Source organism: Pseudonocardia sp. KRD291, assembly GCF_019263595.1.
Taxonomy (GTDB): domain Bacteria; phylum Actinomycetota; class Actinomycetes; order Mycobacteriales; family Pseudonocardiaceae; genus Pseudonocardia.
Window position 1 is genome coordinate 1 of record NZ_JADQDD010000049.1, and the last position, 20,911, is coordinate 20,911.

The window sequence follows — 20,911 nt, forward strand, 5'->3', positions numbered from 1 at the left end:
GAGGACATCCTCGACGGCCCCGTGCAGATGCTGCGCACGGTGCCGGTGATCGGGCTGATCCCGCTGCTGATCGTGTGGTTCGGCATCGGCGAGGAACCGAAGATCGTGCTGATCGCGCTGGCCGTCACGTTCCCGCTCTACATGAACATCTTCGGCGGCATCCGCAACGTCGACGCGAACCTGGTCGAGGCCTCCCGCACGCTCGGACTGGGCTGGTTCGGGCAGGTCCGGCACGTGATCCTGCCGGCCGCGCTGCCGAACGCACTGGTCGGGCTGCGGTACGCACTGGGCACCGCGTGGCTGGCCCTGGTGTTCGGCGAGACGATCAACACCACGTCCGGCATCGGCTACGAGATGAACACCGCCCGCGAGTACTTCCAGACCGACGTCATCGTCGTGTGCCTGGTGCTCTACGCGCTGCTCGGGCTCATCGCCGACCTCCTGGTCCGTGGACTCGAGAAGGGACTGCTGGCATGGCGACCGGCATTCAGCGGCGCGTGAGCGCCACGACCGAGGGGCCGTCGGCCCCGGCCGGCCCGTCGACCGGGCGCCCCGTGCAGGTCTCCGGGCTCACCCGGCAGTTCGACGACCGGCCACCGGTGATCGATGGTCTGGACCTCGACGTCGAGCCCGGCGAGTTCGTGGCGCTGCTCGGCGCGAGCGGTTGCGGCAAGAGCACCCTGCTGCGGGTGCTGGCCGGGCTCGACCGCGACATCGAGGGCTCGGTCGAGGTCGCCCGGGCGCGCTCGGTGGGTTTCCAGGCGCCGCGGCTGATGCCGTGGAAGCGGGTCTGGCGCAACGTCGTCCTCGGGCTGCCCGGCCGCCCGGACCGGGCGGTGGCCGAGTCCGCGCTGGCCGAGGTGGGGCTCTCGCACCACGTGGACGTGTGGCCGAAGGTCCTCTCCGGCGGCGAGGCGCAGCGCGTGGCGCTCGCCCGCTCCCTGGTCCGCGAACCCGACCTGCTGCTGCTCGACGAGCCGTTCTCGGCCCTGGACGCGCTCACCCGCCTGCAGGCCCGCGCCCTGGTCGAGCAGCTCTGGCAGCGCCACGGCTGCGCCGTGCTGCTGGTGACCCACGACGTCGAGGAGGCCCTGGTCCTCGCCGACCGCGTCCTGGTGATGGACGGGGGCCGCATCGCCCACGACACCGCGGTGACCGTCGACCGGCCACGCGACGTCGCCGACCCACAGCTCAGCGCGCTGCGCACCGACCTGCTCGCCCGTCTCGGGGTGCACCGATGACAGAGGAGAACACCGTGTCCGTCGAGTTCATCGGCATGATCGGGACCCAGCACGTCTCGGAGATCCATCCGCCCACCGGCCCGGCCGTCGACCCCGCGTTCGTCCGCCATTTCGTCGCCGCCCACGAGGAGGCCGGGTTCGACAGGGTGCTCGTCGGGCACAGCTCGAGCACCGCCGACGGCCTGCAGGTCGCCGCGTACGGCGCCGCGCACAGCGACCGGCTCGGCTTCCTGGTGGCCCACCGGCCCGGCTTCATGGCGCCGACCCTGGCCGCCCGCGCCTACGCCACGCTGGACCACTTCTCCTCCGGCCGGGTCGCGATGCACGTCATCAGCGGCGGCAACGACGCCGAACAGCGCCGCGACGGGGACCACCTGGACAAGGAGGCGCGCTACGCCCGCACCGACGAGTACCTCGAGGTCGTCAAGCGCACCTGGACCGCCGAGGCACCGTTCGACCACGACGGCACGTACTACCGGGTCCAGGACGTCGACGCCGCCGTCCGCCCGGTGCAGAACCCGCGCATCCCGGTCTACTTCGGAGGTTCTTCGGCCGCGGCCTACCGGGTCGGCGGTCGGCACGCCGACGTGTTCGCGCTGTGGGGCGAGCCGCTGGCCGAGACGGCCGAGCAGATCGCCGCCGTGCGCGAGGCCGCCGTCGCCGCCGGCCGGGCGGCGCCGCCCGGGATCAGCGTGTCGTTCCGGCCGATCCTCGGCGCCACCGAGGAGAAGGCGTGGGAGCGCGCGCACCGCGTCCTCGACCGGATCGTGGCCGCCAAGGGTGGCGCCGGCTCGTTCACCGGCAAGAAGATGCACTCCGGCCCGCCGCCGAACGTCGGATCGCAGCGGTTGCTCGCCGCGGCCGAGCGGGGCGAGCTCCACGACCGGGCGCTGTGGACGCCGACGGCCGCCGCATCCGGCGCGGCCGGCAACTCCACCGCGCTCGTCGGCACCCCGGAGACGGTGGCCGCTGCGCTGCTCGACTACGTCGACATCGGCGTGACCACGCTGCTCATCCGGGGTTACGACCCCCTCGACGACGCCGCCGACTACGGCCGCGAGCTGCTGCCCCTGGTGCGCGGCGAGCTGGCCCGCCGCTCGGCGCCCGAACCGGCCGGAGCGCGCGCATGACCACGACCTGGACCCCACCGGCCGCCTCGCGCGGCACCGTCGTCGTGCTCCCGGGCCGCGGCGAACACCCCGGCGTCTACGAGCGGCTCGGGCAGCGTCTCGCCGCCGACGGCTACACCGTCGTCGCGGCCCGGCGCGGAGCCGACGGCGCCGGGGTCGCGGCGCTGTTCGGGGCGCACCCCGAGGGCACCCGCATCCTGCTCGGCTCCGACGACGGCGCCGTGCGCGCCTGGTCGGTCGCGGCGCAGACCACGCCGGCCCCGGACGCGCTCGTCCTGGCCGGGCTCCCGCTGGAGCACGGGGCCGTGACCGTGCCCGGGGGGCCCGAGGCCGAGCTGGCCCTGCGGACCGCGTGCCCAGTGCACCGTGCCCGGCTCGGCGCGGACCCGCAGTTCTCCTGGGGACAGCTCGGAGCCGACGTCGACGACCCGCCGTCCCAGCTGCCCGACCTGCCGATCCTGCTGCTGCACGGGGATGCCGACCAGGTCGCCCCGATCGGACCGGTGCGGCTGCTCGCCGGGCAGTCGCCGCAGGCCACACTCGGGGTGGTCGCCGGCGGCCTGCACGACGTCCTCAACGACCAGTTCCACCGCAGCGTCGCCGCCCGGCTGGTGCTGTTCGTCGAGGAGATCGGCAAGGGCGCCGTGCTCCGCGACGACGCGCCCCGGCCGGCCCCGCGATCGACCCGCAGCAGGCGGTCCGGCCCGCTGCACGTCTCGGCCCGGCTCGACTACGCGCTGCGGGCGATCGCCGAGCTCCCCTCGGCCGACCACGAGCCGATGCGGTGCGAGACGATCGCGCGCTCCCGCGGTATCCCGTTGAACTCCCTGGTCAACCTCATGGTGGAGTTGCGCAAGGCCGGGTTGGTGCACAGCCGGCGCGGATGCGAGGGCGGGTACTGGCTGACTCGCCCGGCCGGCGAGACGACCGTCGCCGACGTCGTCCGCGCCGTCGAGGGCGAGATCACATCGCTGCACTCGGCCGACGCGGACTCGTGGCTCTGGCAGCGGCTCGGCGACACGGTGGACGAGTTCCTGCGCCACCACTCCGTCGCCGACCTGCACTCCGGGCTCCGCTCCGAGCTGCCGGCGGTGACCTCGTGACCGGCCCGTCGCGCCCCGCCACGACCGTCCGCCGACGGCTGACCGCGGCACTCGTCGCGGCGCTGGCCCTGGTGGCCACCGCCTGCTCCGGCCAGTCCGGCGACACCGGGCCGGGCGACCCGGCCGGGGTGACGCTGAACTTCGGTGACCAGGCCGGACAGCAGCAGGCGCTGCTCGAGGCATCGGGAGTCCTGGCCGGGACCCCCTACACGGTGCAGTTCTCGCAGTTCCCGGCCGCGGCCCCGCTGCTCGAGGCCCTGCGCGGCGAGGCGGTCGACATCGGCATCGCCGGCGACGCCCCGACCCTGAACGCGCTGGCCGCCAGCGACAACCTGTCGATCGTCGCCGCCACCCGGTCACCCGCCGCGGGCGGCCTGGCGATCGTCGTGCCGGCCGACTCCCCGATCCGCACCGCGGCCGACCTGCGCGGCAAGCGGGTCTCCCCCACCACGCAGGGCAGCATCGGGCACTACCTGCTGCTGCAGGCGCTCAAGCAGGCCGGGATCCCGCCGACCGACGTCGGGATCAGCTTCCTGCAACCGGTCGACGCGGCCGCCGCGCTGCGCTCGGGCGCGATCGACGCCTGGTCGACGTGGGACCCCTACACCGCCGTCGCGCAGCAGGACAGCGGCGCGCGCATCATCCGCGACAACGCAGGCCTCTCCCCCGGCCTGAGCTTTCTCGACGCGAACGCCGACTCCCTCGCCGACCCCGACAAGCGGGCTGCCATGGCCGACTTCGTCGGCCGCTACAACCGGGCCATGGACTGGGCCCGGGCCAACCCCGACAAGAACACCGCGCTCTACGCCCAGCTCACCAAACGGTCGCCCGAGGTCGCCGGCATCGTCGCCCGGCGCGCCGAACGGCAGGGCGTCGACCTCACCCCGCAGGTGGTCGGCGAGCTGCAGACCGTCGCCGACAACCTCCGTTCCTTCGGGGTGCTCCGCCGGCCCGTCACCGTCTCCGACCGGGTCCAACCGCTGCGGACCGGGTGAGGGCGAGCGGCCCGTCCGCACCTCCTCGTGGCGACGCCACACGTCGGCGCTTGACCATGCCGTAGCGGCACGGTGTCAGCTGGGTCCTGTCGCCCTATCCGCCGTCGACAAGGAGACGATCATGGAACCGTCGCTGCCGCGCCGGATGTACCTGCTCTGCTACAAGCCCGAACGGGACCGGCTCGAGTCCGCCAGCGTCCTCGCGCGGGGCACGCTCATGCGCGGGGCCGCGCTCGCCCAGCTCGCCATCGAGGGTCACCTGCGCGACCGCGACGGCCGGGCCGAACGCACCCGGACGGCAGCGGCGCATCCCACCGACCCGTTCCTCGCCGAGGTGCTGGAGTCGGTCTCCCCCACCCGGCCGCGGCACTGGTTCACCGCCGTCGAGAAGCAGTGGCACACCGCCGAGGCCACCGTCCGCGACCAGCTCGCCGACGACGGCACGATCACCGTCGCCCGCCGCCGGATCCTGGGTCTGATCCCGCTGCGCCGCGTCTCCGGCGCCGACCCCACCCTGGTGCGCGACCTGCAGGACCGGGTCCGGGACACCGTGACCGGGGGCCACGCCCCGCACACGGTGCCGATCGAGGACGCGGCCCTGGCCGTGTTCTGCGTCGACGGTGACGTCCGCACCGTTCTCACCCCGCGCCGGCGCCGTGAGAACAAGGCCGCTCTTCGGGCCCTCACCGCGCACCTCGACGAGACGCTTCCCGCACTGCGCAAGGCCGTTCTCTGGTCCGTCGCCGCACGCCGATCCGCCGCCGCGTCCTGACGCCCGCGCCCGGGAGGATCGTCGTCGTCGGCGGTGGCGCGACCGGGATCGAGACCGCGGCCGAGCTGGCCGAGCAGACCGACTGGCAGGTGGCACTGGCGACCGCGGGCACGGTCGGGCCCTCGCTCTCGGAGAAGGCCCGCTCGCACGTGCGCGAGGTGTTCCGTCGGCTCGGCGTCGAGCTCCGCGAGGGATCGGCGGTGGTGGCACCGGCGGACATCGACGCCGACGCCGTGATGTGGACCGCGTCCCTGAGGCCGAACACCGAGCTCGCAGCCCGCGCCGGGCTCACGCTCGGCGCGGACGGCCGGATCGCGGTCGACGAGTACCTGCGGTCGGTCTCGCACCCGGACGTCTACGCCGCGGGCGACGCCGCCGGAGCCTGGTCGAGGCAGGCGGGCTTGCTGCGGATGGCCCGCGCCACGGCGCTCCCGGTCGGCACCAGGGCGGGGCGCAACGCCGCCGCCGAGCTGGGCGGCGGGACGCCCGGACCTCTGCGGTTCCGCTACCGGGCGCAGGTCCTGAGCCTGGGCCGCCGCGACGGGCTCGTCCAGATGGTGCGTGGCGACGACTCACCCGGCGACCGCGTGGTGCGTGGCCGGCTCGCGGTGGTGGTCAAGGAGCAGGTCGTCCGGGTCCTGCGCTCGGCGGCCCGCTGACGAGCGCCGCGGCGGCCGCGTGCAGCTCGTCGAGCGCGTGCCGGGCGAGCGCGGGGAACGTCTCCCGGTACGGCGCCTCGAGCCACCGGTCGAAGGCCCGGTAGAAGGCGTGGACCCCCATCTCCGCGGCCAGGCATGCGGCCGCGTCCGGGACTCCGCGCTCGCGCAGCGCCGCGGCCGTGGCGGCGGCGAGACCGGCCCGCTTGAACGCCGCCCGCTCCTGCAGCTCCGGAGTGCCGGCGATGACCGCCCTCAAGCGGGGCCCGAACTCCCGCTGGTCGGGGGTGAACGTGCTGGTCAGGGCATCGAGAGCCCCGGCAACCGCCTCGACGGGGGTCGCCGTGCGCGGCGCCGCGGCGATGCCGTCGGCGAGCAGCGCGGTGTGCACCTGCTGACCGGCGAAGAGCACCTCCCGCTTGTCCGGGAAGTGGCGGAAGAAGGTGGCCCTGGTCAGTGCGGCCCGTTCGGCGATCTCGGGGACGGTCGTGGAGCCGTAGCCCTGCTCGGCGAACAGGTCGATCGCCGCGCGCACCAGACGCAACCTGGCGTTCGGTTCCCAGCGACCCATGACCACACCTTAGTGATGAGACGCAGTCTCGTCTTCGGTGTACGGTCATGTGACCAAGTCTCATCACTGCCCGCCTCGGCGAGCACCCACGACAGGGAGCTACGAATGCGTGTCTTCGTCACCGGCGCCAGCGGTCACATCGGATCGGCCGTCGTCCCCGAACTGCTCTCCGGCGGACACGAGGTCCTCGGCCTCGCCCGTTCCGACTCCTCGGCCGCCGCGGTCGAGGCTCTCGGCGCCGAGGCGCGCCGCGGTGACCTCACCGACCTCGACGGCCTGCGCGCGGCGGCGGCGGAGGCGGACGGCGTCGTCCACCTCGCCTTCGACCACGAGGCCATGCGGGCCGGCGATCTTGCGGGCGCGGCCGACGGCGATCTCGTCGTCGTGCGGGCCCTGGGTGAGGCGATGGCCGGCACGGGGAAGCCCTTCGTCGGCATCGGCCTCGGTGCCGACCGCCTCGAGGCGGTCGCCGGGCACCCACGGATCGCGGTCGCCGAGGCACTCGCCGCGTTGTCGGAGAGCGGCGTCCGCTCGGTGCTCGTGGGCGTCCCGCAGGTCGTGCACAGTGACCTCGACCGGTCCGGGTTCGTCCCGACGCTCGTCGACATCGCCCGCCGGACGGGCGTGTCCGGCTACGTCGACGACGGTGCGAACCGCTGGCCCGCCGTGCACACGCTCGACCTGGCGCGGCTGTTCCGGCTCGCGCTCGAGCAGGCGCCTGCCGGGTCGCAGCTGCCCGCCGCGGCCGAGGACGGCATCCGGATCCGCGAGATCGCCGAGGCCATCGGCCGCGGCCTCGACCTGCCCGTCACGGGCATCGCGGCCGCACAAGCCGAGGAGCACTTCGGGCCGTTCGGAGCCTTCATCCTGTCCCTGGACAACCCCATGTCCGGCGACAGCACCCGGCGCCTGCTGGACTGGGCCCCCGAGCACCCCGGCCTCATCGCCGACATCGAGAAGGGCCACTACCTCGCGGCGTGACCTGCACGACCGATCGGTGGAACGGCCTTGACCATGCCGTTACGGCATGGTGTCGACTTCTCTTCCAGGGCGTGATCCGACGCCGTTCGTGTGGCGCCGTGCAACGGCGGCCGGAGGAGGGGACGCAGCGATGACTGGGGCGAACACCGGGACAGGCCGGGAGCAGCCGGGAGGGTCGGAGCCCGAGACGGCCGAGATCCCCCGTGTCGAGGGGTCCGCGGTCGAGGGGTCCGCGGGCACCGGCACGGCGGCATCGCCGGACGTCGGTCGGCGCAAGCCCAAGGGGTTGCGCTGGCGGAGCAAGGACTACTCGCCGGAGGAGCTCGAGGAGGCCAAGCAGACCTGGCGGGACGCGATGCCGTGGGACCACCCGATGTCGCGCGGGGACAAGGTGCTGGTCTTCTCCACGCTCGGCGTCATAGCCGTGATGGTGGCCTCGATGCCGGTGCGGCCGTTCCTGCTGGCGTCGCACCCGGTCGCGCTCAGCGCCGTCACCGGCAGCCTCTCCGCGATCGGTGCGGGCGCCGCGTTCGCCCGGATCGGCGAGGGCCAGCTGTGGCTGGTGGTCGCCGCGGGCGTGTTCGGGATGATCAAGTTCGACTGGCTGTTCTGGCTGGCCGGACGGCGGTGGGGCGAGAAGATCATCGAGCTGTTCGCCCCCGGTGACTTCGCGAAGCGGTTCGTGGCGCGGGTCCGGTCGTGGCCGTCGTGGGCCATGCCGCTGGTGGTCATGCTGGCGGCACTGCCCGGGATCCCCGCTCCGGCGGTGTTCGCCGTCGCCGGGCTCGCCGGGATGCGCCTGATCCCGTTCCTGCTCTTCGACGCGATCGGCGCCGCGCTGATCGCCGGGCTGGTCGCGGGACTCGGCTACGGGGTCGGGCAGAACGCGGTCGACGTCGTGCTGCTGATCGACGACTACGCGCTGTGGATCACGCTGGCGCTGGTCGCCGTGGTGTCGGTCCGGGCCGGTTACCGCGGCTACCGGGAGGACAAGGAGAAGAAGGCCCTGAAGGCGAGCGGTTCGGCCTGACCTGACAGATTGCAACTATGCGCATACGGAGAGCGCATTCCCTGCGGCTTCGCTCCGAAAGGAACAATTCCGGCGCGACGGCCACCGTTTCTCACGACGTCCACACATACCGGCGGGATCAGTTTCTACCCGCTGGTACGGTGCCGCTGACGTCGGATTCGCCACCGTTGCGGTGCGTCGTCGACCAGTTACCCGACGACATATTTCGTCTTCTCGCCGGAGGCATTCTCGCGTATGTGGACACGGAGCGACGACACCGTCACTGATGATGCATCGGCCGATTCCGGCGCCCGTTCCGGTACGGCGCCCGGGTGCAGGCGGTGACCAGCCGTCGGCGGCGGTCGCACGTGAACCCGCACGACCGCCCCGCCTTCGACGTCGGCGGCGACTCCCGCTCGGCCGTACCCGGTGGGCCCCGCGCACGTCGCCGGGACCCGGACGGGACCGCGGTCACCGAGGTCTTCGACGCCCACGTCGACACCGAGATCTTCGAGGCCCAGGTCGACGACCGACGGCCCGCCGGCCCCGACATCGTCGCGATCCACGTGAGCCGAGAGTTCCAGGAACTGCGGCACCGCAAGCTCCGGTTCGCATTCCGGACGACCGCGCTGTTCCTTCTCTGGTACCTGCTGTTCGTCCTGCTCTCGGCGTTCGCCCCGGACCTGATGCGCACCCCGGTGCTCGGCTCGGTCAACCTCGGCATGCTGCTCGGGCTCTCGCAGTTCGTGTCGACCGTGGTGATCGTGACCGTTTACCAGCGCTTCGCCCGCAGGCGGATCGATCCCGCCGTGGACGCCCTGCGACGGGTCTACGACCCGCAGGGCCCCCGGGCCGCCCGGTGAGCCCGCTGCCCGGACCGTTCCCCGATCGCGACGCCCTGGAAGGACCATGAGCCGATACCTCGTCACGGCGGCGGCGACGCCGTCGGTGGGCAGCCCGCTGCTGAACCTGCTGGTGTTCCTGGGCTTCGTCGCCGTCACCCTGTTCGTGGTCTACCAGGCGGGCCACCGCAACCGCACGACCTCGGACTACTACGCCGCGGGCGGCGGGTTCACCGGCGCACAGAACGGCGTGGCGATGTCCGGGGACTTCCTCTCCGCCGCGTCGTTCCTCGGCATCTCCGGCGCCATCGCCGTCTACGGCTACGACGGGTTCGTCTACTCGGTGAGCTGGGTCGTGGCCTGGCTCGTCGCCCTGCTGCTGATCGGCGAGGGCCTGCGCAACACCGGCCGCTTCACGATGGGCGACGTGATGGCCTACCGGATGCGCCAGCGCCCGGTCCGCGCCGCGGCGGCCGTGTCCACGCTGGTGATCTCGCTGTTCTACATGATCGCCCAGATGGCCGGGGCCGGCGGGCTGGTCGCGCTGCTGCTCGGAGTGCGCAGCTCCACCGGGCAGTCCCTGCTCGTGGTCCTGGTCGGCGTGGTCATGGTGTTCTACGTGCTGGTCGGCGGGATGCGCGGCACCACCTGGGTACAGATCATCAAGGCCGTGCTGCTGCTGGTGTGCGTGGTCCTGCTGGCCGCGTTCCTGCTCGGCAGGCTCGGCTTCAGCTTCTCCACCCTGCTGGACCGGGCCACCGGCAACAGCCCGCTCGGGCCGGACCTGCTCGCACCCGGGGCCTGGTACGGCGGCGGGGTGCTCAACCGGCTCGACTTCGTCTCGCTCGGCCTGGCCCTGGTGCTGGGCATCTCGAGCCTGCCGCACGTGCTGATGCGCTTCTACACCGTCCCGGACGCGCGGGAGGCCCGGCGGTCGGTGGTCTGGTGCTCCTGGCTGATGGTCGTGTTCTACCTGGCGATCCTGGTGGTCGGCTTCGGTGCGGCCGTCATCGTCGGCACCGACTCGATCATGGAAGCACCGGGCGGGGTCAACTCGGCGGCCCCGCTGCTCGCCTACGCCATCGGCGGCACGGTGGTCCTCGGCATCGTCTCGGCGGTCGCGTTCGCCACGATCCTCGCGGTGGTCGCCGGCCTCACGCTGTCGGCGTCGGTGTCGTTCGCCCACGACGTCTACGCGAACATCATCCGTAAGGGCGACGCCGAACCCGACGCCGAGATCCGGGTGGCGCGCCGGACCGCCGCCCTCGTCGGCGTGGTGGCGATCGCCGGGGGCGTGCTCGCCCGGGGACAGAACGTCGCGTTCCTGGTGGCGCTGGCGCTGGCCATCGCGGCGTCGGCGAACCTGTCGACGATCGTCTACGCGCTGTACTGGCGCCGGTTCACCACCACCGGTGCACTCTGGAGCATCTACAGCGGACTGGGCACGTCGGTGGTGCTGATCCTGTTCTCCAGCACCGTCTCGGGCACGCCGACCTCGATCTTCCCGGGCGTGGACCTCGCCTGGTTCCCGCTGACCAACCCCGGGCTCGTGTCCATCCCGGTGTCGTTCCTGTGCGGGTACCTCGCGACGGTCTGGGGCCGGGAACGCGCCGACGTACACCAGGCCAGGGAGATGGAGGTCCGGTCCCTCACCGGGATCCGGCCCGGCGCGGCCGACGCCCGGAGGGCCGTGCCCCGGCGTTGACCTTGATAATCGGGACAGCGTCCCGTATTTTCCGGGACAACGTACCGTTTCGCCGTACGGGCGGTCGGGCGGCGCACGCGAGGTGGGAACGATGACGACGTACGTCCTGGTCCACGGGGCCTGGCACAGTGGTCAGAGCTGGGCACGGGTCGTCCCGCGCCTCGCGTCGTCAGGCAGCCGGGTGCTCACCCCGACGCTGACCGGCTACGGCGAGACCCGGCACCTGCTCGGTCCCGAGGTGGGCCTGGACACCCACGTGCAGGACGTCGCCGGGCTCCTCGTCGACGAGGATCTGAGCGAGGTGGTCCTGGTCGGGCACAGCTACTCGGGGCTGGTCATATCCTCGGTGGCCAACCGTGTCCCGGACCGGATCGCACGGCTGGTCTACCTCGACGCCATGGTGCCGGTGCACGGGGAGACCGCAGCCGACGTCATGCCGATCACCACGGCGCTGATCGACGCAGCGCTGGCCTCGGGCAGCGGATGGCGGGTCCCGCCGATGCCGGAGGCGCCGCCCCCGATGGGGCTGTTCGGCGTGACCGACCCGGCCGACCTCGCGTGGCTGCGCACGATGGTGTCCGACCAGTCCGTGCTGTGCCTGCAGCAGCCCGTGCAGCTGGACAACCCCGCGACCGAGCGCATCCCGCGCACCCACATCCACTGCACCGTGCGTCCGGAGGGCTTCGAGGCGAGGCCGGTCGGGCCGGTGCAGCCCAACGGCGAGCCGGCGCACGTGCTCGAGCTGCCGACGACCCACGACTGCATGATCACCATGCCGGACGAGCTCGCCGACCTCCTGCGCGAGCTGCACTGAGCGGCCGCTCCGGGCCGCCTAGGATGTGCCCATGACCGAGCCGGCCGGAGGCGGCGCACCACCCAAGCGGGCGGACGCGCGCCGCAACGAGGCCACGATCCTCGCCGCGGCCGCGGACGTCTTCGGCGCCTCGGGCGTCGACGCACCCATCCGCGACATCGCGGCACAGGCCGGCGTCGGGACGGCCACCATCGGCCGCCACTTCCCGACACGCGCGGACCTGATCCTCGCGCTCTACCGGCACCAGGTGCGGCAGCTCGTGGAAGCCGGCCGGACGTTCTCGGTGACCTCGGCGTCGCCGCACGCCGCGCTGGCCCGGTGGATCGACCAGTTCGTCGACTTCGTGGTGACCAAACAGGGCCTGGCGGGGGTACTGCAGTCCGAGGACCCCTGCTACGACCCGCTGCACGCCTACTTCCAGGAGCAGCTCGAACCGGTCTGCGCGCAGCTCCTCGACGCCGCGGTCGCCTCCGGCGAGATCCGGCCGGGGCACTCCCCCACCGAGATCATGCTCGCCGTCGGCGGCCTCTGTGCAGCGGCGAGCCGTGCGGTCGAGTACGACACCCGACGCATGGTCGGGCTCCTCGTCGCGGGACTGGCGTCACCCCCGGTGACGTCGGGCTGAGCTGCCCGTCGGCGTCGGCCGAGCTCGCGCTCACAACCAGCCGTTTCCCTCGGCCAGCCGGCTCGCCTCCGCCCTGGTCCGTGCGCCGGTCTTGGCCATCGCGGCCGACAGGTGGTTGCGCACGGTGCCCGACGACAGGTGCACCGAACGGGCGACGTCGGCCACGGTGCCGCCGTCGGCGGCCGCGCGCAGCACGTCGCGTTCACGTTCGGTGAGCGGGTTCGCGCCGGTGGTCACGGACTCCGCGGCCACCACCGGATCGATCACCCGGAGCCCGGCGTGTACCCGGCGGACCGCGTCGACGAGAGCCTCGGGCGTGGAGTCCTTGACCACGAACCCGGCCGCGCCCGCAGCCATGGCCCGGGCCAGGTATCCGGGCCGGGCGAAGGTGGTGCAGACGAGGACACGGCAGGACGGCAGCCGCCGGTGCAGGTCGGCGGCCACCGTGAGGCCGTCGGGCCCGGGCATCTGCACGTCGAGCAGCGCGACGTCGGGCGCGGTACGGTCCGCGGCCTCGGCCACGTCGGTCCCCGACCCCACCTCGGCGACCACCTCGATGTCGCGCTCCAGCCGCAGCAGCGAGGCGAGCGCGCCGCGTACCAACGCCTGGTCGTCGGCGATCAGGACACGGATCATCGCTGCAGGCCGGACAGATCCGGCGACGGCGCGCGGGCTGCCACCCGGAACCCTCCTCCGGGAAGCGGTCCGTGGTAGAGGTTCCCCGACACCGTCGCGAGACGCTCGGCCAGACCCGACAGCCCGTTGCCCTGTGGCCGGGATGCGCCCTCGTCGGCGTTGCCGCCGTCGTCGATGATCGTGACCCGGTCCCGGCCGATCCGGATGCGGCAGCTCGTGGCTCCGGAGTGCCGGATGACGTTGGTGACCGCCTCCCGCACGACGTAGCCGAACACCTCCCGCAGCTCGGGTGCGACGTCGTCGACCGCCACCGGCAGATCCGCCCGGATACCGGACGCCACCAGGGCCACCCGCGCCCCGGCGATCTCGGTGGACAGGGTGACGGTGCGGTAACCCGACACCGTGGCGCGCACGTCCGACAGCGCCTCCCGGGAGAGGTCCTCGACCTCACGCACCTCGACGGTGGCCCGCGCGACATCACCCGCGGACTCCAGCAGCCGGCGTGCCAGGCCCGCCTTGACGGTCATCGTCGAGAGGCTGTGCCCGAGGATGTCGTGCAGGTCCCGCGCCACGCGCTCCCGTTCCTCGACCACGGCGAGGCGGCGCACCTGTTCGCGGGCGGCCCGCAGATGCCCGATCGTGAACAGCAGGGCGAAGACCGTGCACAGGACCGCGGAGACGCCGACCAGCGTCACCACGGCGGCGGGGTCGACGCGGCCGGTGAGCCACATCCACCCGATCTGGCCCGCGGCGAGCGCCGCGCCGACCGCCGCCGAGTACCGCAGCGGCAGCAGCATGAACGCGATGGCGACGGCGTAGGTGCAGTCGATCATGTACGCCGGGGACCGCAGCACCAGTGCCGGCAGGAGCGCCAGCACGATCAGCGCCGCGACGATCGCGGCCCGGCGACCGTGCGAGCAGGCCGGGCCGGACCAGGCCGCGAACAGGTAGCCCGCCCCGTAGACGACGCCCCCGACGAGGAGGATCGCCGCGACGACCGGGTCGTGGTCACCTTCGGCGATGTCGACCAGCCGCGGGACCAGCCCGGCCAGGGCGACGACGTTCACCCCCAGGCGGACCACCCGGTCTCGGGTGACGAGGCGGCCACCGGGCTGCCCGTCCCGCCAGAACTCCCACTCCGGCCACCGCCGGGCCGAGAAGTCGCCGGGTTCCCACAGGGGCACGACGGCCACACTAGACGCGCCGCGACCGGCATCGGGACCTCCGGTCCGCGGACCGGTCACCGGGCGGCCGCGGAGACGGCCGCCGTCCTGGTCACGATCCGCCGCCGTCTGCGCCGCCGCATCAGCACCAGCGTGAGCACGAACGCGTGCGCCACCACGTCCATGCCCGGGAGGTCGTCGGAGACCACGCCGGAGACGCCCCGTCCGGACCGGGCGACGCGACCGAGCCCGCGGCCGTCGGCGTCGGTGAGCGACTCCAGCGTTCCGAAGGTGCCGCGCCGGAACAGGTGGGTGCCCTCCGCGGTCCGCACCGACCAGTGTCTGCGGTGCACCCGCTCGGCCGTGGCCATCACGACCCGGTCGACGGCCAGCAGCTCGTAGGATCCGCGGTCGGCGCCGGCCCGGATCTCGTACACCGTCGTACCCAGTTCGAGCGTGGCGCCGGACATGCCGCGCCCCAGCGTGACGGTGCCGACCGGCCGGCGTTCCCGGCTGAGCACGTACCGGTCCGGCGTCCTTCCGGTTCTCTGCGCACTGATCATGACGACGACTACAGCACCCGGGCGGCGCACCGACCCCTGAGATCTGTCACGGGTCCGGGGATGACGGACGACGGAGCCCGCCGGCCCGCCGCAGCCCCAGGATCGTCGGGGCCGGCGCCGTGCCGGCCCCGGGCGACCCGGGTCGCCCGCTCGCACCGACCACCGGGAGCGCTCCGATGTCCCCCTCACCTGCCGACGACGCCCGACCGGCCACCGTGACACCGACGTCGCCGGGAACGCCGCGGCCACGGCCACGGCCCGGATGGACCGAGATCGCGGTCGGGCTCGGAGTCCTCGCCGTGGTCACCGTCGTCTCGGTGCGGATCATCACGCCGGCGGACGTCGGTCCGGTCGCCTTCGGACTGTTCCTGACCGCGTTGTCCGCCATCGCCGCCGGTGGCGGGTTCGCCGTCGCCGCTGTGGTGCGGATCCGGTCCTGGACGGCCTTCGGGGTCCGGCGGACCAGCCGCGGTTGGATGCTGGTCGGGCTCGCGGGCGGTGTCGGCGCGTTCGCCCTGAAGTTCCCGGCGATCGCCGCCTACGTGGCCTTCACCGGTGTCGGCGGCAACGCCCAGGACCTCTGGCAGTCGGCGGCCACCACCGGCGTCACGACCGTGCTCCTGTCCATCCTGTTCCTCGGCGTCCTGACCCCGATCGGCGAGGAGCTGCTGTTTCGCGGCGTTCTCACCACCGCCCTGCTGCGGTACGGCGCCGTCGTGGGCGTGGTGGCCAGTGCGCTGATCTTCGCGGTGATCCACCTCGCTCCGGCCACGGTCCTGGTCGCCGTGATCGTCGGGCTCGTCGCGGGCGAGCTGCGGCGCCGCAGTGGCTCGGTGTGGCCGGGTGTCGCGGTGCACGTGACCCTCAACGTCCTGAGCAATGTGCTCGCGTTCGTCGTGGTCCCCGCTCTCGGCGGATGAGGGTCCTACTTCAGGAACCCCCCGATCAGGCCGCCGACCCCGCTCTCCTCACCGCTGCCGGTCCCGCCGATCGCGTCCAGCGGGACCTCCTCGGAGGCCTGCACGATGACGAACCCGGTCCCGGAGAAGGCCATCGTGTACCGCTCGCCGGTGCTGCGCCCGAGCAGCGTCCTGATCCCGAGCTGCTCCGCGCGGTGCATCCCGACCCGCAGGCCGGCGGACCACGCGATCGCCGCCTGCGGGTCGGCGTAGGTCGGCACGTCGACGTTCAGGACCACCGGCGCGCCCTTCGCGGTGATCGCGAGACGGCCCTTTCCGCGGAAGACGCAGTTGAACAGTCCCGCGCCGCCCATCGATCCGGCGCCGGAGGTCATCTGGACGTCGTAGGACAGCGTCGGCTCGAAGGCCAGGACGTTCTTGCCGTTGATCGTCAAGGAGTCGTCCGGGCCCTCGAGGTCGATGACGTGGACGTCCGACGCGGCGTCGGCGAGGAACACGTCCCCGCGCCCGACCACCTTCATCAGCGGGACACCCTCGCCGGTCAGCTTCTGCTTGAGGAACCGCCCGATGCCCCCGGCGCCCTTCGCCTCGAAGCGGACGTCTCCCTGATAGGCCACCATCGAGCCCTGCCGGGCCATCGCCTCGCCGTTGAGCTCGATCTTGAGCATCTTCGAGTTCTGCAGCCGCAGACCCGGCTGCGCCGACTCCTGCTCCTGGTTCTCCGGTGCGAACAGGTTGCTACGCATCTCCTGGCTCCTCTGCTGGTCTCCCGGTACGGATACCCACCATCCCGGGAACGACCGCCCGGTCAGGTCGGTTCCCGCTCCTCGGGCTCGTGGGGTTCGTCCGGGGGACTGCGCCGGCGGTCAGGGGCCGACGCTCAGAGGTCGGGGTTGTCCGGAGTCTCGCTGGAGTCCAGCACCCCGTTACCGTTGACGTCGTCCGGGTTGTCCGGGCGCTCACTGGAGTCCAGCAGTCCGTTGCCGTTGACGTCGCCGGGGCTCCCCGGGGGCACCGGCGAACCCGGGCGCGGCGGCAGCAGGTCGGGGTTGTCGGGGCGCTCGCTTGAGTCCAGCACGCCGTTGCCGTTCACGTCGCCCGGGCCACCCGGCGGGACCGGCGTCTCGGCACCGGCCACGGCCGCCAGCGGCCCGACGGCCACGACCCCCACCATCGCCGCCGCGCTCATCGCGGGAACGAGGATCCGGCCCACGGAACGGGATGTCGACCTGCTCATGCTGCTCTCCTCCGGTTGACGATCATGAACGCCGTCCGGACGCCGTGCCGGCACCCGGCAGTGGCAACGTCCGTCTCGTTCATGACCATCACCCTGCACGCGCGGCCCGCCCGGCCACATCGGCGGACGGGAGGAGATCTGTAGCGGTGCCCTCTCCCCCTACGGGACCAGTGCCCTCGGTCATTCGGCCGGGGTCGTCGGGCCCGTCCGGCCTAGACGCGGCCGGCGTTCGAGCTCAGCGTCCAGCCCGGCGACCGGCCGGCGAAGGCCAGCAGCCGGTCCAGCGCCGGGGCGTTCGCGTCCACGGGCACCTCGGGGGCGAACGGCATGCCCTCGCCGCCCCGGTACTCCGGCTGGATCTGCTCCGCGAGCAGGGCGTGTGCCCGCTCCGAGGCCCCCGGGTCGGGCCGCCAGACCTGGCCGGTGGCGCGGGCGAGGTCCCAGCCGTGCACCACGGTCTCGGCGAGCAGCATGCTCAGGACGCGGTCCCCCAGGAAGGTGCCGCCCAGCGCGGGGACCCGCACCGGGACCGTCTCGACCCCGTCGGCCAGCGCGGCGCGCACGGTCTCCGACAGCGTCTCGATGGTCGTGAGGAGGACCGCACGCCCCTCGGGGCCGGTGTAGGCCCGGGGATCCGGTCGCTCGTCGCCGGCGGGGTCGGCCAGCACGACGGTGAAGTACCCCAACCCGCCGAGCAGGTGACGGCGCAACGACACCACGTCGAGACCGCCGCACGGCGTCGGTGCCCCGTCCTGCTCCGGGGTCGTCGCTTCGGTCACGCGCGCCAGGTCGTCGAGCACCGGAGGTAGCGGGTGAGAGGGCACGTCGTCTCCTGTCCGGTCCGGCCGCGGCCGGCGGGCCCACGATCACGATCGACGGTACCGCGTCCCCCGGTCGGGTCGGATCGGTTCGATCACCGGCGGGCAGGGTCGATGCTGTGGTCTCCCGGGCAACCCCGGGGCGGCCGGCTCCAAGAAGAAGGAACCCATGACCATCGTCGACACCGATCACACGCGCGTCACGGGCCGGCGCATCGTGCAGTACGTCCTCGACCTGTTCCTGGCCGGCGTGGTGCTCGGCCTGCTCGGTCTGCTCGCGAACGCCGTCGCTCCCAGGAGCGGCTTCCGGTCGGTGCCGGGAAGCCTGACCGAGCTCTACAACCTCACGGCCGAGCCGGGCCTTCCGTCCGTCGTCGCCGTCGTGCTCACCGTGCTGGTGTGGGCGGCGGTGTTCGTCGTGATCCCCCACCGCACCGGCCGCACGCCTGCGATGGCGCTGCTGGGCCTGCGGATCGTCCGCGTGGACGGCGACCGGCCCTCGGTCGGCCAGCACGCGGGCCGGGCGGTGCTCCTGGTACTCGACACGCTCCTCGGCGGCCTGGTGGGCTGGATCGTCATCCTCTGCTCGCGCAGGCGGCAGCGGATCGGTGACCACGCGGCCGGAACCCTGGTCGTGCGCGCCTGACCCCTCGCGCCGGGATCGGCCCGGTCTCCATCGCCTCCGACGATGGCGGGCATCGTCCGTCGACGTCGGCGCCCGGCGATGTTCACCGCGCGGCGGCCCCGCCCCGGAGTGGTTCGCCATCTCCCACCACCTGACCGACCGGCCGCGGTGTCAGTGACGCGCCAGCGCCGTGTCAGTGCGGCGGAGCACTGTCACGGGAGTCGATACCCGTTCACCGCGACGAGAGGTCCGTCATGCGAGCAGCGCAGTTCAGTCGGTTCGGAGGCCCCGAGGTCCTGAACATCGTGGATCTGCCGGAGCCCCGTCCGGGCCCCGGTCAGGTCAGGATCGTCGTGCACGCGGCCGGGATCAACGCGACGGAGTGGAAGCTGCGCAGCGGCGAGCTGAGCTTCGGTGCGGGCCTGCCGCAGACGACGGGCCGCGACGTCGCGGGCGTGGTCGACGAGCTCGGCGAGGGCGTGACCGACGTGGCCGTCGGCGACCGCGTGTTCGGCGTCTCCGACGACGGGGCCGGCGCGGCGGAGCGGACGCTGGTGACCCACCGCGCCCCCATCCCCCCGTCGCTCGGGTTCGTCGACGCCGCGGGCCTACCGATCGCGCTCGAGACCGCCACGCGCGCGCTCGACCAGCTCGGCGTCTCGGGCGGGAGCACGCTGTTCGTGAACGGCGCCTCCGGCGGGATCGGCAGCACCGCCGTCCAGCTCGCCGTCGCCCGCGGCGCGCGCGTGATCGGCGCCGCGAGCGCGGCCAACCGCAACTACCTGAGCCAGCTCGGCGCGGAACCGGTCACCTACGGCGACGGCATGGTCGAGCAGGTGCGCGCTCTCGCCCCGGCCGGCGTCGACGTCGCGCTCGACGTCGCCGGCAGCGGCGTCCTCCCCCAGCTCATCGACCTGGCAGGCGACCCGAAGAACGTGGTGACACTCGCCGACCTCGAGGGCTCCGACAAGTACGACGTGCACTTCAGCAACGGGTTCGTCGACGGCCACGGTTTCCACGCCCTCGCCGAGATCGGCGAGCTGATCGAGACCGGCCGCTTCTGGCTGCCGGTCGACCGGACCTTCCCGCTCGACGAGATCGCCACCGCGCACCGCGTCAGCGAGCACGGGCACGTGCGGGGCAGGATCGTGCTCGTCCTCGGCTGAGGGCGACCGACGCCGACTTGCTACCGGACTCCGGCGACGTCGGCCCCGGACCGGTCCGGCCGTCGCTCACGGACCGCGAGCATGACCACGGCACCCAGCGCCGGTCCCGCGGCGAGAGTCACGAACGCGACCATGAACGAGCCGGTCGCGGCATAGGACGCACCGACCGCCAGTGGGACGATCACACTGCCGAGCTGCCAGAACGCGTTGGCGAACCCGGACGCGGTGCCGGTGACGGCACTCGGCACGAGCCGCGGTACCAGTGCGACGAGCAACGGAGTCCAGCCGTAGGCGGCCGCACCCAGCAGCGGGGCGAGCCACAGGAAGCCGGTCGGCGAGCTCAGGCTGCCGAAGGCGAGCAGTGTGACGACGAACAGGGCGAGGATCAGGGCCGCGGGCATCCGGCGGGCGCCGCCGAAGAAGCGGTCGCTGACGAAGCCCACGATCGGTTTCACCACGACCGCGGTGATCGCGAAGATGGCGACGACCGCTCCGGCCGTCGCGGGCGCGATGCCGTGGCCCTTGATCATCAATGCGTTGGCCCAGGTGATGAAGCCGTACAGGCCCCAGAACCCACCGAACCCGGCGATCGCCGTCAGCACGAGGTTCCGGTTGGCGAGCATCGCCGCCCAGCTCGACCGGGACCGCTCCGTTGCCGCCGGCGGGACGGCCCCGGCCACCTCCGGACCGCCGTCGAGCATCGGGCCCGGGCGGAGCACGAAGAACAGGAGCACCGCCAGGACCATCGAGATGACGCCGAAGACGTGGTAGGAGGTGCCCCACCCGTGCCAGGCGATCATCGCCGGTACCACGGAGTTCGCGATGGCGGTGCCCAGCGATGTGGCGGTGACGAAGATGCCCATCGGCAGCCCGAGCTGCGAGGCCGGGAACCAGCTCGCGACCAGCCGGATCCCGGCCGAGTAGTCGGCCCCGGCGAACAGCCCGACCAGCGCCTGAACAGCGATGCCGACAGTGGCCGAGGTCGTGGAGCCGAACAGCGTCATGAACGCTCCCGCACCGAACAGCGAGACCGACAGCATCAGGCGCCCGCCGAGCCGGTCGGTGCCGATCCCGCCGAGCGCGTTGGAGATGACGTAGCCGACGTAGTAGGCGGTGGCGAACACGCCGAGGCTGGCGAGCGGCACCGCCAGGTCGTCACCGACGAACACCGATGCCGGACCCCAGGTCGAGCGGTCGACCGAGGTCAGGGTGAACGAGAGCCAGCAGGCGAACAGGACCACCCAGCGGTAGGGCGACAGCGTCGCCGCGCCCGCCGGGGCGGCAGGGACAGTGCTCATCGTTGAGCCTCCGTGGTGGGAGAGGTGCGGGGCGAGGGAAC

At 73.0% G+C, this 20,911-nt stretch carries 24 protein-coding genes; 16 read left to right on the top strand and 8 right to left on the bottom strand.

All coding sequences use genetic code 11. The annotated features are described in order from the left end of the window. The 7 genes from I4I78_RS09680 to I4I78_RS09710 all read left to right on the top strand — a co-directional run. The coding region (locus I4I78_RS09680; protein ID WP_218610914.1) for an ABC transporter permease subunit at positions 1–501 on the top strand (501 nt) is incomplete at its 5' end. Next, the gene (locus I4I78_RS09685; protein ID WP_308251996.1) at positions 498–1,241 is read left to right on the top strand and encodes an ABC transporter ATP-binding protein; all 744 of its coding nucleotides are present in this window, start codon (positions 498–500) and stop codon (positions 1,239–1,241) included. The genes I4I78_RS09680 and I4I78_RS09685, both read left to right, overlap by 4 nt. Before the next feature lie 14 nt (positions 1,242–1,255). Beyond that, positions 1,256–2,371 carry an LLM class flavin-dependent oxidoreductase gene (locus I4I78_RS09690; RefSeq protein ID WP_218610916.1) on the top strand — a complete coding sequence of 372 codons (1,116 nt, stop codon included), beginning with the start codon at positions 1,256–1,258 and terminating at the stop codon, positions 2,369–2,371. Then, positions 2,368–3,474, top strand: coding sequence for an Rrf2 family transcriptional regulator (locus tag I4I78_RS09695; protein ID WP_218610917.1), 1,107 nt, complete (start codon positions 2,368–2,370; stop codon positions 3,472–3,474). The genes I4I78_RS09690 and I4I78_RS09695 overlap by 4 nt, the downstream gene beginning before the upstream one ends. Then, the gene (locus tag I4I78_RS09700) at positions 3,471–4,469 is read left to right on the top strand and encodes an ABC transporter substrate-binding protein (protein WP_218610918.1); all 999 of its coding nucleotides are present in this window, start codon (positions 3,471–3,473) and stop codon (positions 4,467–4,469) included. The genes I4I78_RS09695 and I4I78_RS09700 overlap by 4 nt, the downstream gene beginning before the upstream one ends. Positions 4,470–4,590: 121 nt before the next feature. Next, positions 4,591–5,241, top strand: a complete 651-nt coding sequence (locus tag I4I78_RS09705; protein WP_218610919.1) for a GPP34 family phosphoprotein — start codon at positions 4,591–4,593, stop codon at positions 5,239–5,241. Then, the gene (locus I4I78_RS09710) at positions 5,238–5,900 is read left to right on the top strand and encodes an FAD-dependent oxidoreductase (RefSeq protein ID WP_226379418.1); all 663 of its coding nucleotides are present in this window, start codon (positions 5,238–5,240) and stop codon (positions 5,898–5,900) included. Before I4I78_RS09705 ends, I4I78_RS09710 begins: the two co-directional genes overlap by 4 nt. Here the strand turns inward: I4I78_RS09710 and I4I78_RS09715 are convergent. Next, a complete protein-coding gene (locus I4I78_RS09715; protein WP_218610920.1) occupies positions 5,857–6,468 on the bottom strand; it encodes a TetR/AcrR family transcriptional regulator in 612 nt (203 codons plus the stop codon). The genes I4I78_RS09710 and I4I78_RS09715 overlap by 44 nt on opposite strands. A 105-nt stretch (positions 6,469–6,573) precedes the next feature. On the opposite strand from I4I78_RS09715, the gene I4I78_RS09720 reads away from it, so the two are divergent. From I4I78_RS09720 to I4I78_RS09745, 6 genes are all read left to right on the top strand, one after another. Next, on the top strand, positions 6,574–7,449 hold the full coding sequence (locus I4I78_RS09720) for an SDR family oxidoreductase (RefSeq protein WP_218610921.1): 876 nt from the start codon (positions 6,574–6,576) through the stop codon (positions 7,447–7,449). A 130-nt stretch (positions 7,450–7,579) separates the two neighbouring features. Continuing rightward, complete coding sequence (locus I4I78_RS09725) at positions 7,580–8,479, top strand: DedA family protein (protein WP_226379413.1); 900 nt, start codon at positions 7,580–7,582, stop codon at positions 8,477–8,479. Positions 8,480–8,826: 347 nt separating this feature from the next. Further along, positions 8,827–9,321, top strand: a complete 495-nt coding sequence (locus I4I78_RS33750) for a DUF485 domain-containing protein (RefSeq protein WP_308251997.1) — start codon at positions 8,827–8,829, stop codon at positions 9,319–9,321. A gap of 46 nt (positions 9,322–9,367) precedes the next feature. Further along, complete coding sequence (locus I4I78_RS09735) at positions 9,368–11,005, top strand: cation acetate symporter (protein ID WP_218610922.1); 1,638 nt, start codon at positions 9,368–9,370, stop codon at positions 11,003–11,005. 91 nt (positions 11,006–11,096) lie between these two features. Further along, positions 11,097–11,819 (top strand): alpha/beta fold hydrolase, encoded by a 723-nt coding sequence (locus I4I78_RS09740; RefSeq protein WP_218610923.1) that lies wholly within the window; start codon positions 11,097–11,099, stop codon positions 11,817–11,819. 31 nt (positions 11,820–11,850) lie between these two features. After that, entirely contained in the window at positions 11,851–12,444 is a 594-nt protein-coding gene (locus I4I78_RS09745; RefSeq protein ID WP_218610924.1) for a TetR/AcrR family transcriptional regulator, read from the top strand. 30 nt (positions 12,445–12,474) lie between these two features. On the opposite strand, the gene I4I78_RS09750 is transcribed toward I4I78_RS09745, so the two are convergent. The 3 genes from I4I78_RS09750 to I4I78_RS09760 are packed head-to-tail and all read right to left on the bottom strand — an operon-like array spanning position 12,475 to position 14,806. Then, a complete protein-coding gene (locus I4I78_RS09750; RefSeq protein ID WP_218610925.1) occupies positions 12,475–13,080 on the bottom strand; it encodes a DNA-binding response regulator in 606 nt (201 codons plus the stop codon). Continuing rightward, positions 13,077–14,264, bottom strand: a complete 1,188-nt coding sequence (locus I4I78_RS09755) for a histidine kinase (protein WP_308251998.1) — start codon at positions 14,262–14,264, stop codon at positions 13,077–13,079. Before I4I78_RS09755 ends, I4I78_RS09750 begins: the two co-directional genes overlap by 4 nt. 56 nt (positions 14,265–14,320) lie before the next feature. After that, entirely contained in the window at positions 14,321–14,806 is a 486-nt protein-coding gene (locus tag I4I78_RS09760; RefSeq protein ID WP_218610926.1) for a hypothetical protein, read from the bottom strand. 176 nt (positions 14,807–14,982) lie between these two features. On the opposite strand from I4I78_RS09760, the gene I4I78_RS09765 reads away from it, so the two are divergent. Next, complete coding sequence (locus I4I78_RS09765) at positions 14,983–15,726, top strand: CPBP family intramembrane glutamic endopeptidase (RefSeq protein WP_218610927.1); 744 nt, start codon at positions 14,983–14,985, stop codon at positions 15,724–15,726. 5 nt (positions 15,727–15,731) lie between these two features. Here the strand turns inward: I4I78_RS09765 and I4I78_RS09770 are convergent, their stop codons facing one another. The 3 genes from I4I78_RS09770 to I4I78_RS09780 all read right to left on the bottom strand — a co-directional run bounded on the left by I4I78_RS09770 (position 15,732) and on the right by I4I78_RS09780 (position 17,787). Then, complete coding sequence (locus I4I78_RS09770) at positions 15,732–16,472, bottom strand: AIM24 family protein (RefSeq protein ID WP_218610928.1); 741 nt, start codon at positions 16,470–16,472, stop codon at positions 15,732–15,734. 134 nt (positions 16,473–16,606) lie between these two features. Continuing rightward, complete coding sequence (locus I4I78_RS09775) at positions 16,607–16,963, bottom strand: hypothetical protein (RefSeq protein ID WP_218610929.1); 357 nt, start codon at positions 16,961–16,963, stop codon at positions 16,607–16,609. Positions 16,964–17,175: 212 nt separating this feature from the next. Continuing rightward, a complete protein-coding gene (locus tag I4I78_RS09780; protein WP_218610930.1) occupies positions 17,176–17,787 on the bottom strand; it encodes a TIGR03086 family metal-binding protein in 612 nt (203 codons plus the stop codon). A gap of 163 nt (positions 17,788–17,950) precedes the next feature. Here I4I78_RS09780 and I4I78_RS09785 point away from each other — a divergent pair, with 163 nt between their 5' ends. Together I4I78_RS09785 and I4I78_RS09790 are read left to right on the top strand one after the other, a co-directional pair. After that, positions 17,951–18,427, top strand: coding sequence for an RDD family protein (locus I4I78_RS09785; protein WP_218610931.1), 477 nt, complete (start codon positions 17,951–17,953; stop codon positions 18,425–18,427). 233 nt (positions 18,428–18,660) lie between these two features. Next, positions 18,661–19,572 (top strand): NADP-dependent oxidoreductase, encoded by a 912-nt coding sequence (locus tag I4I78_RS09790; RefSeq protein ID WP_218610932.1) that lies wholly within the window; start codon positions 18,661–18,663, stop codon positions 19,570–19,572. Positions 19,573–19,592: 20 nt separating this feature from the next. On the opposite strand, the gene I4I78_RS09795 is transcribed toward I4I78_RS09790, so the two are convergent. Beyond that, entirely contained in the window at positions 19,593–20,870 is a 1,278-nt protein-coding gene (locus tag I4I78_RS09795) for a nitrate/nitrite transporter (RefSeq protein ID WP_226379414.1), read from the bottom strand. Between the last annotated feature and the right edge of the window lie 41 nt (positions 20,871–20,911).

Coding starts and splice junctions, on each gene's coding strand:
- I4I78_RS09695 (WP_218610917.1), top strand. CDS start 2,368: ATGACCACGACCTGGACCCCACCGGCCGCCTCGCGCGGCACCGTCGTC.
- I4I78_RS09705 (WP_218610919.1), top strand. CDS start 4,591: ATGGAACCGTCGCTGCCGCGCCGGATGTACCTGCTCTGCTACAAGCCC.
- I4I78_RS09715 (WP_218610920.1), bottom strand. CDS start 6,468: ATGGGTCGCTGGGAACCGAACGCCAGGTTGCGTCTGGTGCGCGCGGCG.
- I4I78_RS09720 (WP_218610921.1), top strand. CDS start 6,574: ATGCGTGTCTTCGTCACCGGCGCCAGCGGTCACATCGGATCGGCCGTC.
- I4I78_RS09725 (WP_226379413.1), top strand. CDS start 7,580: ATGACTGGGGCGAACACCGGGACAGGCCGGGAGCAGCCGGGAGGGTCG.
- I4I78_RS09735 (WP_218610922.1), top strand. CDS start 9,368: ATGAGCCGATACCTCGTCACGGCGGCGGCGACGCCGTCGGTGGGCAGC.
- I4I78_RS09740 (WP_218610923.1), top strand. CDS start 11,097: ATGACGACGTACGTCCTGGTCCACGGGGCCTGGCACAGTGGTCAGAGC.
- I4I78_RS09745 (WP_218610924.1), top strand. CDS start 11,851: ATGACCGAGCCGGCCGGAGGCGGCGCACCACCCAAGCGGGCGGACGCG.
- I4I78_RS09750 (WP_218610925.1), bottom strand. CDS start 13,080: ATGATCCGTGTCCTGATCGCCGACGACCAGGCGTTGGTACGCGGCGCG.
- I4I78_RS09760 (WP_218610926.1), bottom strand. CDS start 14,806: ATGATCAGTGCGCAGAGAACCGGAAGGACGCCGGACCGGTACGTGCTC.
- I4I78_RS09765 (WP_218610927.1), top strand. CDS start 14,983: ATGTCCCCCTCACCTGCCGACGACGCCCGACCGGCCACCGTGACACCG.
- I4I78_RS09770 (WP_218610928.1), bottom strand. CDS start 16,472: ATGCGTAGCAACCTGTTCGCACCGGAGAACCAGGAGCAGGAGTCGGCG.
- I4I78_RS09775 (WP_218610929.1), bottom strand. CDS start 16,963: ATGAGCAGGTCGACATCCCGTTCCGTGGGCCGGATCCTCGTTCCCGCG.
- I4I78_RS09785 (WP_218610931.1), top strand. CDS start 17,951: ATGACCATCGTCGACACCGATCACACGCGCGTCACGGGCCGGCGCATC.
- I4I78_RS09790 (WP_218610932.1), top strand. CDS start 18,661: ATGCGAGCAGCGCAGTTCAGTCGGTTCGGAGGCCCCGAGGTCCTGAAC.
- I4I78_RS09795 (WP_226379414.1), bottom strand. CDS start 20,870: ATGAGCACTGTCCCTGCCGCCCCGGCGGGCGCGGCGACGCTGTCGCCC.